Origin of the sequence: Pseudomonas protegens (assembly GCF_003363755.1) — a bacterium.
In the GTDB taxonomy this organism is placed as follows: Bacteria; Pseudomonadota; Gammaproteobacteria; order Pseudomonadales; family Pseudomonadaceae; genus Aquipseudomonas; species Aquipseudomonas danubii.
Genome location: NZ_CP031396.1, coordinates 786,653 through 802,379 on the forward strand (window position 1 = coordinate 786,653; position 15,727 = coordinate 802,379).

The window sequence follows — 15,727 nt, forward strand, 5'->3', positions numbered from 1 at the left end:
CCACGCCCGGGCTGTGCACAGCCGGCCTGAACATGCATTACGGCAGCCACCAGGTACTGCGCGACGTGAGCCTGCCGCCCCTGGCCCCCGGCAGCCTGACCGCGCTGATCGGCCCCAACGCGGCGGGCAAATCGACCCTGCTGCGGGGCATCGCCGGGTTGCAGAAAACCAGCGGGCAGGTGCTGCTCGATGGCGTCGACCTCAACCGCCTGCCCCAGGTGGAGCGGGCGCAGCACATCGTCTACCTGCCCCAGAGCCTGCCGGAACGCACCCGCCTGTGCGCCTTCGAAGCGGTGCTCAGTGCAGCCATGGCCGGGCATCGCGGTGCCGGCTTCGCCCCCGGGCGGCCCAGTGCCGCGGTGCTGCACGGGGTCGAACAGGTGTTGCGGGACCTGGACCTCACCGCCCTGGCCGACCGTCCCATCGATGCCCTCTCCGGCGGCCAGCGCCAGTTGGTGGGGCTGGCCCAGGCCCTGGTGCGCCAGCCTCGGGTACTGCTGCTGGACGAACCCACCAGCGCCCTGGACCTGTACCACCAGTGCCAGGTGGTGGAGGCCATTACCCGGGCCACCCGCGAACGCCAGCTGATCACCCTGGTGGTGGTCCACGACATCAACCTGGCCCTGGGTTTCAGCCAGCAGGTGGTGGTCCTGCACAACGGCCGTCTGGCCGCCGCCGGACCGGCCCTGGAGGTGATCAACCAACAGCTGCTGCGCGACGTCTATGGCGTCGACGGCCGCCTGGAGCAGGTGCGCGGTCGACCGCTGGTGATGGTCGACGGCCGCCTGCCCTCTCACTCAGCCCTGGGATAAATCATGAGCGACATGCAACAGCTGCCCTTCGACACCCTGGAAACGCCCCAGGCCGCCCCGGCCTTCAACCTGCGTCCACTGCTGCTGGCCAACCTGGCTTGCACCATGGCGATGATGGCCTTTGTCTCGCTGATCGGTCCCATTGCGCGGATTCTCGGCCTGGCCACCTGGCAAGCAGGCATGGCGGTGACCGTTTCCGGGGTGATCTGGATGCTCCTGGCCCGGCCCTGGGGCCGGGCCAGTGACCGCCTGGGCCGACGGCAGATCCTGCTGCTGGGCACCGGCGGCTTCACCCTGGCCTTTCTCGCCCTGAGCCTATTCATCGACCTGGCGCTGCACGCCTTGCCCTCGGCCATCCTGGCCTTTGCCGGGCTGCTGCTGGGACGCGGCCTGATCGGGGTGTTCTACGCGGCGATTCCGGTGGGCGGCTACGCGCTGATCGCCGACAACATCGAGCCCGAGCACCGGGCTCGGGCCATGGCCTCGCTGGGGGCGGCCAACGCCTGCGGCCTGGTCCTGGGCCCGGCGATTGCCGCGCTGCTGGCCCGCTACAGCCTGAGCCTGCCGTTCTATGTGCTGGCGCTGCTGCCGCTGCTGGGCTTCGCCTTGCTCAAGGCGCGGCTGCCGCGCCAGGAGTTGCACCTCAAGCAACCGCCCAAGTCGGTGAGCCTGACGGACCCGCGCCTGCGCCGGCCGCTGCTGGTGGCGTTCGTCTCGATGCTGTGCGTGGCCATGGCGCAGATCACCGTCGGCTTCTTCGCCCTCGACCGCCTGGGCATGGGTCCGGCGGAGGCGGCGCAGACCGCCGGTGTCGCCCTGACCCTGGTGGGGCTGGCGTTGATTGCCTCGCAACTGCTGGTGCGCAAGCTGGAGTGGCCGCCACTGCGGATGATCCGCGTCGGCGCCCTGGTGGCCGCAATGGGCTTTGCCGCGAGCATCCTCGCCGCTCACGCCTGGGTGCTGTGGCTGGGGTTCTTTGTCTCGGCCGCCGGCATGGGCTGGATCTTCCCCTCCTTTGCCGCCCTGGCCAGCAACGCAGTGGACGCTGCCGAGCAAGGCGCCACTGCCGGCTCCGTCGGCGCGGCCCAGGGCCTGGGGGTGGTGGTCGGGCCCTTGGCGGGCACCCTGATCTACGCGGTGGAGCCGCGCCTGCCCTACCTGCTGGCGGCGCTGCTGCTGGTGCTGGTGGCCTGCTGGCCCGAAGCCCGACGCCGCTGACCTTGGCGGGCGGACGGCGCGCATGCTCGACATCGCCCCACTGTAGCCGCTGTCGAGCCTCTGGCGAGGCTGCGCGAAGGTCCGCAGGACCTTGCTTGGCGATCGACCGCCGAACCTCCGGCGCCTGCAAGGCCGCCGCGTCTCCTGCGGAGCCGTTCGCAGCCTGCGGCAGCGGCTACACAACCCCGCTGTAACCCGAGGCTGCGCAAAGGTCCGCAGGGCCTTGCCTGGCGATCTCCCGCCGAGACTCTGGCGGTCTCAAGACTTTGCGTCTCCTGCGGAGCCGTTCGCAGCCTGCGGCAGCGGCTACACGTTGCTGCGGGCCATGCGCCGCAGGGCCAGGCTGTAGAGCAGCAAGGCCAGGCCCGCCAGGGCGCCGCCCGCCAGCCCGACATAGGCAAAACCCAACTGTCCGCCGACCCAGCTGCCCAGCAACGCACCACCGCCGATGCCGATGTTGTAGATCCCGGAGAACATCGCCATCGCCACGTCGGTGGCGTCCGACGCCAGCACCAGCACCTTGGATTGCAGGGCCAGGCCGAAGCCCATGATCGCCATGCCCCAGACCACGCTCAGCGCCACCAGGGACCAGACATGGCCGTTGAGGGGCAGCAGCAGGCTCAGGCACAGCGCCAGCAGGGTCACCGCCGTCAGCAGGAAGCCCTGGGGGCTGTGGCGGTGCAGCCAGCTGAACAGCAGCGAGCCGATGATCCCGGCACCGCCAAACACCAGCAGGATCAGGGTCACCACATCGCCCCCCAGGCCCGCCGCTACCTTGATGAACGGCTCGATGTAGCTGTAGGCGGTGAATTGCGCGGTGACCACCAGGGCCGTCAGCCCATAGATCGCCACCAGCGCCGGGCGTTTGAACAGCAGCGGCAGGCTGCGCAGGGAGCCGGAGTTCTGGCTGGGCAGCAGCGGCAAGGTACGGATCAACCACAGCACCAGCAAGCCGGCCATCGCCGCGATCACGCCGAAGGTGGTACGCCAGCCCAGGGCTTCGCCCAGCAGACGCCCCAGAGGAATGCCCAGGACCATGGCCAGGGAAGTGCCGGTGGCCAGCAGGCCCAGGGCCTGCACTTGCTTGCCCGGCGGCGCCAGGCGCACCGCCAGTGACGCGGTGATGGACCAGAACAGGGCATGGGCCAGGGCCACGCCGATGCGGCTGAGCATCAACAGGCCGAAGCTGTTGGCCAGGCTGGACAGCACATGGCTGACGATGAACAGCCCGAACAGCACCGTGAGCAACCGGCGCCGCTCGACGTTACGGGTCAGCAGCATCACCGGCAGCGAGGTCAGGGACACGATCCAGGCGTAGATGGTCAGCATCAGCCCGACCCGCGCGGTAGGCAGGTCGAAGCTGGCGCCGATGGCGCTGAGCAGCCCCACCGGCACGAATTCCGTCGTGTTGAAGACAAAGGCCGCCAGCGCCAACGCGATGACCGGCTGCCAGTTACCTTGAGGTGTAGCCGCGGAGTTGCTCATGGGCGGGTCGTAATACTCTATCGATGATCGAACAGGTCCAGGACCCGATAAAAATGCACAACCCGGGCCAGGAACCATGACCGGGGGCTGCCCGCTTGCGCAGCTGGCGCACGGTGTCGCTGCCTGTTTTTTTGCGCGACACAGGCTGGCAGGCGCCTGGTCAGTTGCCCTGCGCCGCCTCGAAGACCGTCATGGCCAGCGCCACCCCTTTGAGCAGGCGCGCCTGGGTGACCCCGTCCCGGGCCTGTACCGACAGCCCGTGCAGCACCGTAGAGTAATAATCCCCCAGGGAAGTTGCATCGGTGTGTGCCGGCAGTTCGCCGGACTGCACCGCTGCTTCCAGGCGCTGGATGATGCTGGCGGTACGGGCCCGGCGATGCTCGGCCAGCCACTCACGCACGCCGTCGTTGTCACTGGAGCAGTTCACCGCCGAGGACACCACCATGCAGCCCTGGGGATGACCGGCCCGGGTGTAGAGCGCCACCGCCTCTTTGAGCATGCGCTCGATGGCGACATAGGCGCTGGCTTCGCCCAGGGCCTGGTCGGCAAAACCGCCCTCGTGGCTTTCATAGAGTTCGATGGCCTCGCGAAACAGCGCCTCCTTGGAACCGAAGGCGGCGTAGATCCGCGCCGAGGCGATCCCCAGGGCCGCCACCAGATCGGCCATGGAAGTGGTTTCAAATCCACGGGCCCAGAACAGCTCAAGCGCTTGGCGCAACGCCTGGTTGCGATCGAATTCGCGGGGTCTTCCAGCCATGGGGGTCGGGTATCTCGTCAGGACAAGGAAACTGACCGGCAGGGGCCGGTCAGTGGGTTGGCGCAAGGCGCCGCGACGAAATGATATTAGATTTGCACCGGCCCCGGCCATTTTCCATGGCCCGGGACCGCCTGCCCTTTGTTCAGTCGGCGCCCTCCTGAAGAAAGGGCAGCAGGTGAGCGAGGAACTCCTCGGGCGCCTCTTCCATGATGAAGTGCCCGCAGTCGGGCACGATGGCGCCGCGCAGATCCGTGGCGTGACCCTGCAGGGTCAGCAAGGGTGCATCGTTGGTGGCGTGCTCGGCGCCAATGGCCAGCACCGGCATTGCCAGCGGTCGCTGCGCGCGCAACTGATTCTGGCGCACGGTCTCGGGAATCGCCCGGTAGTAGGCAAAACCCGCACGCAGGCCGCCCGGCGCGGCGTACGCCTCGATATAGACCTCGGCGGCCACCGCCTCGCGGCGATGGGACCAGTGATCGAAGATGTAATTCAGGTAGGCCCGCTCGCGTCCGGCGATCAAGGCTTCCGGCAAGTCCCGCAGCTGGTTGAACATGAAGTGCCAGAGAAAGATGTTCTGCTCTGGCGCGACGAAGATCGGCGGCGCCGCCGCCAGCCCCGGGATCACCGCTTCGGTCAGCGCCAGGCGCTCCACCGCCTGCGGATGATCGCTGGCCAGGGCGTAGGCGATCCACATGCCGACATCGTGGCCGACCACGCTGTAGCGCTCGAAGCCCAACTGCCCCATCACCTGGTGCAGCACCCCGGCCACATGGCCGGTGTCGTAGCCCTGCTCCGGGCGGTCGGACTGGCCGCTGCCCGGCGGGTCCACGGCAATGGCCTGGAAGCCTCGGGCGGCCAGGGCCTGGATCACTTCGCGCCAGGCGTACCAGGTCTGCGGCCAGCCGGGAATCAGCAGCACCGGGCGGCCCGTGCCGGCGCTGACACAGTGGATGCGCTGGCCGTCGATGCGCACATAGCGATGGGTCAGGCCGCCAGTGTCGGCCTGGGTGTTGTCGGTGAATGCAGTCATGGGGATTCTCTTGATGAAGGGTTCAGGCAATGCCGAGCATGCGGTTGATCTGTTGGCGGTCGATCCCGGCCCCGGCGAAGTCGTCGAAGATCCGCTCGGTGACCTGGATCATGTGGCGGTTGATGAATTCGACACCTTCCCGGGCGCCGTCCTCCTGATCCTTGAGGCAGCACTCCCACTCCAGGGTCGCCCAGCCCGGGTAGTCGTATTGCGCCAGCTTGGCAAAGATCCCCTTGAAGTCGACCTGGCCGTCGCCCAGGGAACGGAAGCGCCCGGCCCGCTCGACCCAGGAGCTGTAGCCGCCGTAGATGCCCTGGCGGCCGCTGGGATTGAACTCGGCATCCTTGACGTGAAACATGCGGATGCGCTCGTGGTAGATGTCCAGGTAACTCAGGTAGTCCAACTGCTGCAGCACGAAGTGGCTGGGGTCGAAGAGGATGTTGCAGCGCGGGTGACGGTCGACCAATTCATAGAAGCGTTCGAAGCTGGTGCCATCGTGCAGGTCCTCGCTGGGGTGGATCTCGTAGCACAGGTTGACCCCCTGCTCGTCGCACAGATCGAGGATCGGCCGCCAGCGTCGCGCCAGTTCCTCGAAAGCGGCCTCGATCAAACCTTCTGGACGTTGCGGAAAGGGAAACAGATAGGGCCAGGCCAGGGACCCGGAAAAGGTGCCCATGTCACCGAGCCCCAGGCGGCGCGAGGCCTTGGCCGCCAGCTTCATCTGCTCTATGGCCCAGGCCGTTCTGGCTTGGGGATTGCCCCGCAGCGCCTGGGGCGCGAAGTTGTCGCACATTGCGTCGTAGGCCGGATGCACTGCCACCAGCTGGCCAAAGATATGACTGGTCAGCTCACTGATCACCAGACCCTTTTGCGCCAACTGACCCTTGAGGTCATCGCAGTAATCCTGGCTGTCCGCCGCGGTGGCGACGTCGAACAGACGCGCATCCCAGGCAGGAATCTGCAGTGCCTTGAAACCCAGGTCAGCAGCCCACTGGGCGATGCCCGACAGGCTGTTGAAGGGAGCGGTATCGGCACTGAACTGTGCCAGGTGCAGGCTGGGGCCCTTGAGGGTTTTCATCGCATTGCTCCCTATTCTTTGTTGGTCGACAAAGAATAGGGAGCCGCTGTTGCCACGTCAATCATCGGTGTGCAGAAAAATGCTTTGGGGACGGGCTGATCACCGGTAGCAGCTGGCTTGCCAGGGATAGCGCCGTTCTGCAAACGCGAACGCGCCGGGTACATGAACGGGAAGCGCATGGCGCTTCTCCACACACTCGCCAGCTCGCACACTTTCAGTTGTTTGTTTCGCCTATCAATGAATCCTGCGGGCAATAGACTTGTACAACTGAATGAACAGCACATCATGAATGTGACTAAAGACTCAGTGAAATCAATTCATTTCCTCTCAATTAATAGCCCGGCATAAAATGCAGCTCAATGATCGATAGCTTAGAAACACCACTAAGCAAAAGAACCTAGCAATAACATTGGAAAGTACAGAGAACCGATAAATAAATTCAGGTTCCATCTCGGAAACCAGGACGCCATGAACAAAGAGCTTACATTCACCATCAAAAGCATTTGCTTCGACGAAAACTATCACCCCTCCGAAAATACACGCATCACTACCAACTTCGCCAACTTGGCCCGTGGCAAAAGCCGCCAAGACAACTTGCGCAACACGTTGAAAATGATTGACAACCGCTTCAATGCCTTGGCGCACTGGGACAACCCCAAAGGCGATCGTTACGCTGTCGAACTTGAAATCGTTTCCGTTGAAATGGACATTGATACTGCAAACAGTGGCAACGCCATCCCTTTGATTGAAATACTGAAAACGAACATTTTCGACCGAAAGACCAATGAACGCCTGGAAGGCATTGTCGGAAACAACTTCTCCTCTTACGTACGAGATTATGACTTTAGCGTTCTGTTATTGAACCACAACAAGGACCAGCCAGAATTCAGCACTCCCGACAACTTTGGAGAGCTGCATGGGAAGCTGTTCAAGCACTTCATCCACTCAAGCGCCTACAAGGAAAACTTTAACAAAGCACCGGTTATTTGCCTGAGTGTTTCCAGCAGCCGAACCTATCATCGGACTGAGAACCAGCACCCTGTCTTGGGCTTTGAATACCAGCAGGATGAATACTCTCTAACCGATGAGTACTTCAAGAAGATGGGATTGAAGGTTCGCTACTTCATGCCTGCAAACAGCGTTGCGCCTTTGGCTTTCTACTTCGTCGGTGACTTGCTCAGTGACTACACCAATCTTGAGTTGATCAGCACCATCAGCACGATGGACACCTTCCAGAAGATTTACCGCCCTGAAATCTACAATGCCAATTCTGCAGCAGGAAAATCCTATCAACCCAGTCTGAAGCACCAGGATTACTCACTGACTCGTATTGTTTATGACCGAGAGGAACGTAGCCGCCTGGCTATTGAGCAGGGGCAGTTTGTTGAGGAGAACTTCATCAAGCCGTACCAGGCCATCCTTGAGCAGTGGTCCGCCCATTGCGCTCTTTGACTCATTGAAATCACAAGGCCATTGATGATGAAAAAACTGTTACCCACCTCAACTGCCGGCAGCTTGCCTAAACCCTCCTGGCTTGCACAACCTGAAACACTATGGTCGCCCTGGAAGTTGCAAGGCGAGGAATTGGTCGAGGGCAAACACGATGCTTTACGTTTGTCACTGCAGGAACAGCAACAGGCCGGTATTGATATCGTCAGTGATGGCGAACAAACACGCCAACACTTTGTCACTACCTTTATTGAACACCTCAGCGGCGTCGATTTCGCGAAACGTGAAACCGTTAGAATTCGTGATCGCTATGATGCGAGCGTGCCAACGGTGGTGGGTGCTGTCGCTCGGCAAAAACCGGTATTTGTTGAAGATGCCAAGTTTTTACGTCAGCAAACCAAACAACCCATAAAATGGGCGCTGCCAGGCCCCATGACCATGATCGACACGCTTTATGACAGCCATTATAAAAGTCGCGAAAAACTGGCTTGGGAATTCGCCAAGATCCTCAATCAGGAAGCCCGAGAGTTAGAGGCTGCCGGTGTGGACATCATCCAGTTTGATGAGCCCGCCTTTAACGTTTTCTTTGATGAGGTGAATGATTGGGGAGTGGCCACTCTGGAAAGGGCCATTGAAGGCCTCAAGTGTGAAACGGCGGTCCATATTTGCTATGGCTACGGCATCAAGGCCAACACCGATTGGAAAAAGACTCTGGGATCAGAGTGGCGACAATATGAAGAGGCTTTCCCCAAGCTGCAAAAATCCAGTATCGATATAGTCTCGCTGGAATGTCACAACTCTCATGTCCCAATGGATCTCATTGAACTCATCAGAGGCAAAAAAGTGATGGTCGGAGCCATTGACGTGGCATCCAACACCATTGAAACACCAGAGGAAGTGGCCAATACCCTACGCAAGGCACTGCAGTTCGTAGAGGCCGACAAACTCTATCCATGCACCAACTGTGGCATGGCGCCACTAGCTCGCGAAGTGGCAAGAGGCAAGCTAAAGGCATTAAGCGCTGGTGCAGACATTATCCGAAGAGAACTCTCGAACCCGTGCTGAGCTGAAGCCGGCAATGCTGTGCGGGAGGATTGAAGCAGTGGATTAAAAAGTTACCGGGCTGCTTCAGGCCCTCCTCGACACTTTCGAGCAGCACCCGATATTTAGGACCCTCCATGTCACTTCCCAGAACGGCTATCGAGCCATTGAGCTTTCGCGAAGCGCTCGGGCACTACGCATCCGGTATCACGGTGATTACCTCGCAGATTGCTGGCGAGCCGATCGGCTTTACCTGCCAGTCGTTTTATAGCGTGTCGATGAGCCCGCCACTGGTGTCATTCAGCGTCATGTCCGGCTCGGCCAGCTATCCCAGGATTCGCCAGGCAGGTCGATTCGCGGTCAATATCCTGTCCGGTGAGCAGGTCAGGATTTCCAACCAGTTCGCTCGTAAAGGCACGGACAAGTGGCATGGCGTCCAATGGCAGGAATCGCCGCTGGGGAATCCGATCATTGCCGGCAGCCTGCATTGGCTGGATTGTGAAATTCACGCCGAACACGCCGCAGGTGATCACCTGATCGTGATTGGTGAAGTGAAAGCGTTGAACCTGCAACAAGCGGCGGCTGCGCAGCCACTGCTGTATTTCAAAGGGCAGTATTGCAACCTCGCAGCCCATGGCTCGGTTTGAAGCCTTGAGCTGCGCGGTGCTCTTTCGCTGAGGGCCTGTTGCAGGCCACTGGCTTGCTGGCGAAGCAGACAGACGCCGTTGCCGCGGCCTCTTGGCGATAGTGCCGAACCACGATAGCCGCCAAACGTCCGCACCTCCCTCATTACTCTTGTACCGGAATCTGCCGCAACGGTTTCACCGACTTGAAGGAAAAGCTCGAGTAGATTTCCTTTACCGCCGGCAGGGTCTGCAGCACCTCTCGGGCAAATTCGCCGAAGGACTCCAGGTCCTTGGCCAGCACCTCGAGAAGAAAGTCATAGCGCCCGGAAACGTTGTGGCAGGCGATGATTTCCGGGATTTCCAGCAGCCGCTGCTCGAAAGCCCGAGCCGTCTCCCGGGAATGGGACTCCATCATCACGCTGACAAAGGCAGTGACCCCATAGCCCAGCGCCTTGGGCGAAAGGATCGCCTGGTAGCCGGTGATCACCCCGCTCTCTTCCAGCAACTTGACCCGGCGCCAGCACGGCGAGGTGGTGAGGGCCACGCTGTCCGCCAGCTCGGCATTGGTCAGCCGGGCATTGTCTTGCAGGGCAATCAGCAGGGCTTTGTCCGTACGATCCAGGCTCTGGGGCATGTTTTGCCTCTTTATCTTGTTTTTATGATGTTTTATTCCAATCAAGTGCTTTTTTTGGAGCTAGATTAGAATTTATTGCGCCGGATTTGAGCATAGCATTAGGGAAAATCCGAGAGTGTTCACCATGAACAATAAAAACAGTGACCTTGGTTTTTCCACCCGAGCCATCCACCACGGCTATAACCCTCAGGAGCATCAGGGCGCGCTGATTCCACCGATCTACCTGACCTCCACCTTTACCTTCGCCACCGCCGAATATGGCGCTGGCTGCTTTGCCGGCGAACAACCCGGCTACTTCTACACCCGCATCGGCAACCCGACCCTGGCGTTGCTGGAAGCGCGCATGGCAGCCCTGGAAAATGGCGAAGCTGCAGTGGCCTTCGGTTCCGGCATGGGCGCCATTGCCGCCACCCTGTGGACCCTGCTGCGCCCCACCGACGAAATCATCGTCTGCCGGACCTTGTATGGCTGCACCTTCGCCCTCCTGCACCACGGCCTGGCCGAGTTCGGGGTCAAGGTGCGCCATGTGGACATGAGCGATCTGGGCAACCTGCGGGCCGCCATCAGCCCGGCCACACGCATGATCTATTGCGAGTCCCCGGCCAATCCCAACATGCAACTGGTGGACATTGCCGCCGTGGCCGAAATCGCCCGCCAGCATCCGCGCATCACCTTTGCCGTGGACAACACCTATTGCACCCCTTACCTGCAGCGTCCACTGGAGCTGGGGGCCGATCTGGTGGTGCATTCGGCGACCAAATACCTCAACGGCCACGGCGACATCACCGCCGGTATCGTGGTCACCCGCCAGAGCCTGGCGGAGCGCATTCGCCTGCAGGGCCTGAAGGACCTCACCGGTGCCGTGCTTTCGCCGCAGGACGCCTTTCTCCTGATGCGCGGCCTCAAGACCCTGGCCCTGCGCATGGAGCGCCACTGTAGCAACGCCCAGATCATCGCCGAGTACCTGCAAGAGCATCCGCGGGTGCAGTGGGTCGCCTACCCCGGCCTGCCGTCCTTCGCGCAATACAGCCTGGCGCAACAGCAGATGAAATTGCCCGGCGGCATGCTCGCCTTTGAACTCAAGGGCGGCCTGGCCACCGGTAGCCGCTTCATGAACGCCCTGCAACTGTTCAGTCGTGCAGTGAGCCTGGGGGACGCCGAGTCCCTGGCCCAGCACCCGGCGAGCATGACCCATTCCACCTACACCCCGGAAGAACGGGCCGAACACGGCATCGCCGAAGGCCTGGTGCGCCTGTCGGTGGGCCTGGAAGACGTCGCCGACCTGCTGGCCGATCTCGCCCAGGCCCTGGATGCCTGTGTCGAACCCGCGGCGCCGCTACCGGCCGTCGAGGCCGTGGCCAGGATCGGCAAGGCCCTTCCTTGAGCCGGGTCAACGCCGTTCCGGGCTGCCCGGTCTACAACCCCGAGTTGCCGATGCGCCGCTGCCTGCGGCGCATCATGCATCCAAGCAACACCCGCAACACCCTTTGAATCGTTACCCACAGGAGTGGAACAACCCATGAGTCGTATCAATAACAAAGCCACCCAACTGCTCAGCGCCATGATCCTTGCCGGTCTCGCCTGCCATTCCCTGGCAGCCGACAGCATCCGGATCGGCATCGCCGGGGCCAAGACCGGCCCGGTGGCGCAATACGGTGACATGCAGTTCAGCGGCGCGCGCATGGCCATCGAGCAGATCAACGCCAAGGGTGGCGTCGACGGCAAGCAACTGGTGGCCGTGGAATACGACGACGCCTGCGACCCCAAGCAAGCGGTGGCCGTGGCCAACAAAGTGGTGAATGACGGCGTCAAGTTCGTGGTCGGGCACCTGTGCTCCAGCTCCACTCAGCCGGCATCCGACATCTACGAAGATGAAGGCATCGTGATGATCACCCCTGCAGCCACCAGCCCGGAGCTGACGGCCCGGGGCTACAAGATGGTGTTCCGCACCATCGGCCTGGACAACGCCCAGGGCCCGGCGGCGGCACGCTACATCGCCCAGCTGAAACCGACCAATGTGGCGGTGCTGCACGACAAGCAGCAGTACGGTGAAGGCATCGCCAGCTCGGTCAAGGACATCCTCGGCAAGGAAGGCATCAAGGTCGCGATGTTCGAAGGCATCAACGTCGGCGAGCGCGACTACTCGTCGATCCTGGCCAAGCTCAAGCAGGCCAATGTCGATTTCGTGTACTTCGGCGGCTACCACCCGGAAATGGGCCTTTTACTGCGCCAGGCCAAGGAAAAGGGCCTGACCGCGCGCTTCATGGGCCCTGAAGGCGTAGGCAACGACTCGATCTCGCAGATCGCCAAGGACGCCTCCGAAGGCATGCTGGTGACCCTGCCCAAGTCCTTCGACCAGGACCCGGCCAACAAGGCCCTGGTGGAAGCCTTCGAAGCCAAGAAGGAAAACCCCAGCGGTCCGTTCGTGCTGCCGTCCTACTCGGCCGTGGAAGTGATTGCCGGGGGCATCGCCGCGGCCAAGAGCGAGGACCCGGAGAAAGTCGCCGAGGCGATCCACAAAGGCACCTTCAAGACCCCCACCGGGGACTTGAGCTTCGACGAGAAAGGCGACCTCAAGGACTTCAAGTTCGTGGTCTATGAATGGCATTACGGCAAGCCCAAGAGCGTAGCGGCAGAAAGCGCCGGGCTGTAAGCCGGTAACGGCGCGCCGCTCATCCCCGGGGAGCGGCGTCCCGCTGGCGTCAAAAAAACAACAACCTCAAACAAAACAGGGTCTTAGAGCAAAAAACTTTACTACTCCGCTCCCCCGCCAAAAGAATACCCTACTTATCAACTTGGGAATAACCACCCCACAACAGCAACTAAGACCTGTTACCGCTACACTTCAAGCATGCTGTAAATCCGCCAAAACCCAGACTAGACAACCAATACTTTCGGCGTAGATCGTTAGCACGCTTAGTTACTTGACAATGAACTTACGATTTCGAAAAGCCGAACTCAAAAGCCTGCAACCAGCCTGGACATCACGCCCTCACCCCGCCCCCGCTGGACATAACGCCCTGAACCGAGCGACAACCAGCAACACTGTGAAAGACTTCCTTCTTGAAATCTCTTAGCCGGAGCGTCAACTACCTGCTAATAGACGAGCCCTCCGTTAATTACCACCAAACAACTTGAAATAACATTTGCACACTAAATTCACTTTTGTTTATTGTGCGCCTACGCACTTGCTAGTCTATTAGTAAGAGACGGATTCCCGGCGTCAAAAACTTGTTCAAGGAGAAAAGAACGTGGATCCTTTTATCGGAGAAATTCGCTTGTTCCCTTGGGGCTGGGCACCTGAGGGTTGGCTCCCTTGCGAGGGCCAGGTTCTACCCATCAACACCAATGTGGCGCTGGCTTCCCTGCTGGGCAAAACCTATGGCGGTGACGGCAGTACGACGTTCGGCCTGCCGGATCTGCGTGGCCGGGTCGCTCTGGGGCAGAACTACAGAGCCTCCACTGTCGATCCGATCATGGATGTGCACGCGCTGGGCACCAAAGGCGGTAGCGAAACCGTGACGATGCCGCAGAACTCGGTGGCCCAGCATAGCCACGCCACGCATGTCTCCAACGATCCGGGCAACGATGACCCGGGCGGCAACATTCCCGCTGTCAGCTCGAACACCAAGGGGGTCCCGGCAAAACCGACCTATACCTCGGCAACCGGCACTCTGATCGCCCTCAACAGCGCGACCGTCACCCCAACGCCAGGCATGCCCATGCCGAATGTGCAGCCCTCCATCGTGGGCTATTTCTGCATTGCTACGACGGGCATCTACCCACCTCGCCAGTAACGGCTGTCTACAGACCCTCAAGCAAGGAAACTGACATGTCTGAAGCTTTCGTCGGAGAAATCCGCATGTTCGCCGGCAACTATGCGCCAGAGAATTGGGCGTTCTGTGACGGATCGCTGCTGCCCATCAGCAACTTCCAGGTCCTCTACTCGTTACTGGGCACCCTGTACGGTGGCAACGGCATCACCAACTTCGGTCTCCCGGACTACCGTGGCCGGCTCCCCGTGGGCCAAGGCACCGGCACCGGACTGACCCCAAGGACGCTAACGCAGAAGTTTGGCGTGGAAACCGTGACCATGAGGCCGGAAAACACTGCCCCCCACACCCATGGCTTTATGGTGAGCGCCCAAGATGCCACCTCGGCAGTCCCATCCCCAGCCGCAACGCCCAATAGCATGACCTTTGGCAAATTCCCGGGCGCGGGGATCATCACCGGGCTGTACAGCGCAGGAACCGGAACATCCACCGCCGTCCCGATGAACCCGCAGTTTCTCGACTCGGCACTGACCCCGAGCGCTGGCGCCGCGACCCCCCACAGCAACCTGATGGGTTCGTTGGCGATCAACTACATCATTTGCCTGGTCGGCCTCTATCCGACCCGACAGCAGTGAACCCCTCACTCAATCTGGAATGACCGATCATGGACGCTTTTACCGGTGAAATCAGACTGTTCCCCTACAACTTCGTCCCGCAAAACTGGGCGTACTGCGATGGCTCGCTCATCACCGTCCAGCAGAATCCGGCCCTCTATTCGGTGATTGGCAACCTGTATGGCGGCACCCCCGGACAGAACTTCAAGCTGCCCAATCTCAACGGGCGCGTGGCCATGGGGGCCGGGCCCGGCCCCGGGCTGACCGACAGGCCAGTTGGCACGGCCCTGGGAGCCGACCGGATAACCATGGTGGCCAGCAACTTCGCCCCGCATACCCATCAGGTGTTGGCCAAGGACGGCAGCGAATCGGCGGCCGCTCTGGATACTCCCAACAACACCGCCTACCTGGCACAACCCCGCAACGTCCGCCTGTACAACAACACCGCACCGACGGCGACAAACCAGACACTGGCGGCCATCACGGTGGGCAACGCCGGTAGTGGCACAACGTCGACGGCCTTGCGCAACACCATGCAACCCTTCCAGACGCTGTCCTACTGCATCTGCCTGGAAGGCGAGTACCCGATCAGAAGCTCATGACTCACATCACCGCTCTCCATTTGCCGGCAGGCAAGGTGGCTGTACTGCGCAAGCAGAACAGCCACGACCTGGGGTTTCTCCAGGCGCTGTACGCCTCACGCCGCTGGGCCGAAGTCAGTGCAGTGCCTGGCTGGAACGACGCCCAGCGCCGGGCTTTCCTGCACTCCCAGGCCGAGTTGCAACGCCAGCACTATGAAAAGCACTTTCCCACTGCGGACTTTCTGATCGTCGAGCAGGCCGGCAGCCCGATCGGGCGCCTGTGCGTGCAGTACGCGGCCGACGATGTGCGCATTGTCGATATTGCCCTGCTACCGGACTGGCATGGCCGGGGCATCGGCACCGACTTGCTGCGCACGGTACTGGCCAAGGCCGACGCCCAGCGTCAGACCTGCAGCCTGAGCGTCGAACAGGGCAGCCGTGCCCGCCGGCTGTATGAGCGGCTGGGCTTCCGGGCCGGTGCCGACAGTGGCCTGTACACCCAAATGCAGCGTCCCGCGCGGATGGCCGCCCGGGAAGAGATCGACAGTCCCTGAGCATCAAGTAATACCTGCCCCCCTAGGGGCCGGCTGTAGCCGTGCTGTAACCGCTGGACCTTTATCAACACTTAC

General features: G+C 61.5%; 16 protein-coding genes. 11 read left to right on the top strand and 5 right to left on the bottom strand.

The window, feature by feature from the left end; genetic code table 11:
* The first annotated feature begins 32 nt into the window (after positions 1–32).
* Both DWF74_RS03315 and DWF74_RS03320 read left to right on the top strand, forming a co-directional pair.
* Positions 33–812, top strand: coding sequence for an ABC transporter ATP-binding protein (locus DWF74_RS03315; protein ID WP_102863097.1), 780 nt, complete (start codon positions 33–35; stop codon positions 810–812).
* Between the two features lie 3 nt (positions 813–815).
* On the top strand, positions 816–2,030 hold the full coding sequence (locus tag DWF74_RS03320) for an MFS transporter (protein ID WP_115580320.1): 1,215 nt from the start codon (positions 816–818) through the stop codon (positions 2,028–2,030).
* Positions 2,031–2,336: 306 nt separating this feature from the next.
* Here the strand turns inward: DWF74_RS03320 and DWF74_RS03330 are convergent, their stop codons facing one another.
* The 4 genes from DWF74_RS03330 to DWF74_RS03345 form a co-directional block, all read right to left on the bottom strand.
* On the bottom strand, positions 2,337–3,515 hold the full coding sequence (locus tag DWF74_RS03330; protein WP_102863094.1) for a sugar transporter: 1,179 nt from the start codon (positions 3,513–3,515) through the stop codon (positions 2,337–2,339).
* Positions 3,516–3,675: 160 nt separating this feature from the next.
* Complete coding sequence (locus DWF74_RS03335) at positions 3,676–4,272, bottom strand: TetR/AcrR family transcriptional regulator (protein ID WP_102863093.1); 597 nt, start codon at positions 4,270–4,272, stop codon at positions 3,676–3,678.
* Positions 4,273–4,414: 142 nt separating this feature from the next.
* Positions 4,415–5,302: an alpha/beta fold hydrolase gene (locus DWF74_RS03340; protein ID WP_102863092.1), complete on the bottom strand. Its 888-nt coding sequence runs from the start codon at positions 5,300–5,302 to the stop codon at positions 4,415–4,417.
* A 22-nt stretch (positions 5,303–5,324) separates the two neighbouring features.
* Positions 5,325–6,380, bottom strand: a complete 1,056-nt coding sequence (locus tag DWF74_RS03345; protein WP_115580321.1) for a sugar phosphate isomerase/epimerase family protein — start codon at positions 6,378–6,380, stop codon at positions 5,325–5,327.
* A gap of 468 nt (positions 6,381–6,848) precedes the next feature.
* Between DWF74_RS03345 and DWF74_RS03350 the strand changes: the two genes are divergently transcribed.
* The 3 genes from DWF74_RS03350 (at position 6,849) to DWF74_RS03360 (ending at position 9,517) form a co-directional block, all read left to right on the top strand.
* Positions 6,849–7,832: a DUF1852 domain-containing protein gene (locus tag DWF74_RS03350; protein WP_115580322.1), complete on the top strand. Its 984-nt coding sequence runs from the start codon at positions 6,849–6,851 to the stop codon at positions 7,830–7,832.
* A 27-nt stretch (positions 7,833–7,859) separates the two neighbouring features.
* Entirely contained in the window at positions 7,860–8,894 is a 1,035-nt protein-coding gene (locus DWF74_RS03355) for a methionine synthase (RefSeq protein ID WP_205413476.1), read from the top strand.
* Positions 8,895–9,007: 113 nt separating this feature from the next.
* Positions 9,008–9,517 carry a flavin reductase family protein gene (locus DWF74_RS03360; protein ID WP_102863088.1) on the top strand — a complete coding sequence of 170 codons (510 nt, stop codon included), beginning with the start codon at positions 9,008–9,010 and terminating at the stop codon, positions 9,515–9,517.
* 142 nt (positions 9,518–9,659) lie between these two features.
* On the opposite strand, the gene DWF74_RS03365 is transcribed toward DWF74_RS03360, so the two are convergent.
* The gene (locus DWF74_RS03365) at positions 9,660–10,130 is read right to left on the bottom strand and encodes an Lrp/AsnC family transcriptional regulator (protein WP_102863087.1); all 471 of its coding nucleotides are present in this window, start codon (positions 10,128–10,130) and stop codon (positions 9,660–9,662) included.
* A gap of 124 nt (positions 10,131–10,254) precedes the next feature.
* Here DWF74_RS03365 and DWF74_RS03370 point away from each other — a divergent pair, with 124 nt between their 5' ends.
* From DWF74_RS03370 to DWF74_RS03395, 6 genes are all read left to right on the top strand, one after another.
* Complete coding sequence (locus DWF74_RS03370) at positions 10,255–11,514, top strand: methionine gamma-lyase (protein WP_115582412.1); 1,260 nt, start codon at positions 10,255–10,257, stop codon at positions 11,512–11,514.
* 135 nt (positions 11,515–11,649) lie between these two features.
* Positions 11,650–12,783, top strand: a complete 1,134-nt coding sequence (locus DWF74_RS03375) for a branched-chain amino acid ABC transporter substrate-binding protein (protein WP_102863086.1) — start codon at positions 11,650–11,652, stop codon at positions 12,781–12,783.
* Between the two features lie 598 nt (positions 12,784–13,381).
* Positions 13,382–13,927 carry a phage tail protein gene (locus DWF74_RS03380; protein WP_102863085.1) on the top strand — a complete coding sequence of 182 codons (546 nt, stop codon included), beginning with the start codon at positions 13,382–13,384 and terminating at the stop codon, positions 13,925–13,927.
* Between the two features lie 35 nt (positions 13,928–13,962).
* On the top strand, positions 13,963–14,538 hold the full coding sequence (locus DWF74_RS03385) for a phage tail protein (protein WP_102863084.1): 576 nt from the start codon (positions 13,963–13,965) through the stop codon (positions 14,536–14,538).
* 29 nt (positions 14,539–14,567) lie between these two features.
* Entirely contained in the window at positions 14,568–15,119 is a 552-nt protein-coding gene (locus DWF74_RS03390; RefSeq protein WP_115580324.1) for a phage tail protein, read from the top strand.
* The gene (locus DWF74_RS03395; protein WP_115580325.1) at positions 15,116–15,652 is read left to right on the top strand and encodes a GNAT family N-acetyltransferase; all 537 of its coding nucleotides are present in this window, start codon (positions 15,116–15,118) and stop codon (positions 15,650–15,652) included. The genes DWF74_RS03390 and DWF74_RS03395 overlap by 4 nt, the downstream gene beginning before the upstream one ends.
* Positions 15,653–15,727 lie beyond the last annotated feature (75 nt).

Excerpts from the sequence above, each read along its gene's own strand:
- DWF74_RS03315 (WP_102863097.1), top strand. The coding sequence starts at position 33 with ATGCATTACGGCAGCCACCAGGTACTGCGCGACGTGAGCCTGCCGCCC.
- DWF74_RS03320 (WP_115580320.1), top strand. The coding sequence starts at position 816 with ATGAGCGACATGCAACAGCTGCCCTTCGACACCCTGGAAACGCCCCAG.
- DWF74_RS03330 (WP_102863094.1), bottom strand. The coding sequence starts at position 3,515 with ATGAGCAACTCCGCGGCTACACCTCAAGGTAACTGGCAGCCGGTCATC.
- DWF74_RS03335 (WP_102863093.1), bottom strand. The coding sequence starts at position 4,272 with ATGGCTGGAAGACCCCGCGAATTCGATCGCAACCAGGCGTTGCGCCAA.
- DWF74_RS03340 (WP_102863092.1), bottom strand. The coding sequence starts at position 5,302 with ATGACTGCATTCACCGACAACACCCAGGCCGACACTGGCGGCCTGACC.
- DWF74_RS03345 (WP_115580321.1), bottom strand. The coding sequence starts at position 6,380 with ATGAAAACCCTCAAGGGCCCCAGCCTGCACCTGGCACAGTTCAGTGCC.
- DWF74_RS03350 (WP_115580322.1), top strand. The coding sequence starts at position 6,849 with ATGAACAAAGAGCTTACATTCACCATCAAAAGCATTTGCTTCGACGAA.
- DWF74_RS03355 (WP_205413476.1), top strand. The coding sequence starts at position 7,860 with ATGAAAAAACTGTTACCCACCTCAACTGCCGGCAGCTTGCCTAAACCC.
- DWF74_RS03360 (WP_102863088.1), top strand. The coding sequence starts at position 9,008 with ATGTCACTTCCCAGAACGGCTATCGAGCCATTGAGCTTTCGCGAAGCG.
- DWF74_RS03365 (WP_102863087.1), bottom strand. The coding sequence starts at position 10,130 with ATGCCCCAGAGCCTGGATCGTACGGACAAAGCCCTGCTGATTGCCCTG.
- DWF74_RS03370 (WP_115582412.1), top strand. The coding sequence starts at position 10,255 with ATGAACAATAAAAACAGTGACCTTGGTTTTTCCACCCGAGCCATCCAC.
- DWF74_RS03375 (WP_102863086.1), top strand. The coding sequence starts at position 11,650 with ATGAGTCGTATCAATAACAAAGCCACCCAACTGCTCAGCGCCATGATC.
- DWF74_RS03385 (WP_102863084.1), top strand. The coding sequence starts at position 13,963 with ATGTCTGAAGCTTTCGTCGGAGAAATCCGCATGTTCGCCGGCAACTAT.
- DWF74_RS03390 (WP_115580324.1), top strand. The coding sequence starts at position 14,568 with ATGGACGCTTTTACCGGTGAAATCAGACTGTTCCCCTACAACTTCGTC.
- DWF74_RS03395 (WP_115580325.1), top strand. The coding sequence starts at position 15,116 with ATGACTCACATCACCGCTCTCCATTTGCCGGCAGGCAAGGTGGCTGTA.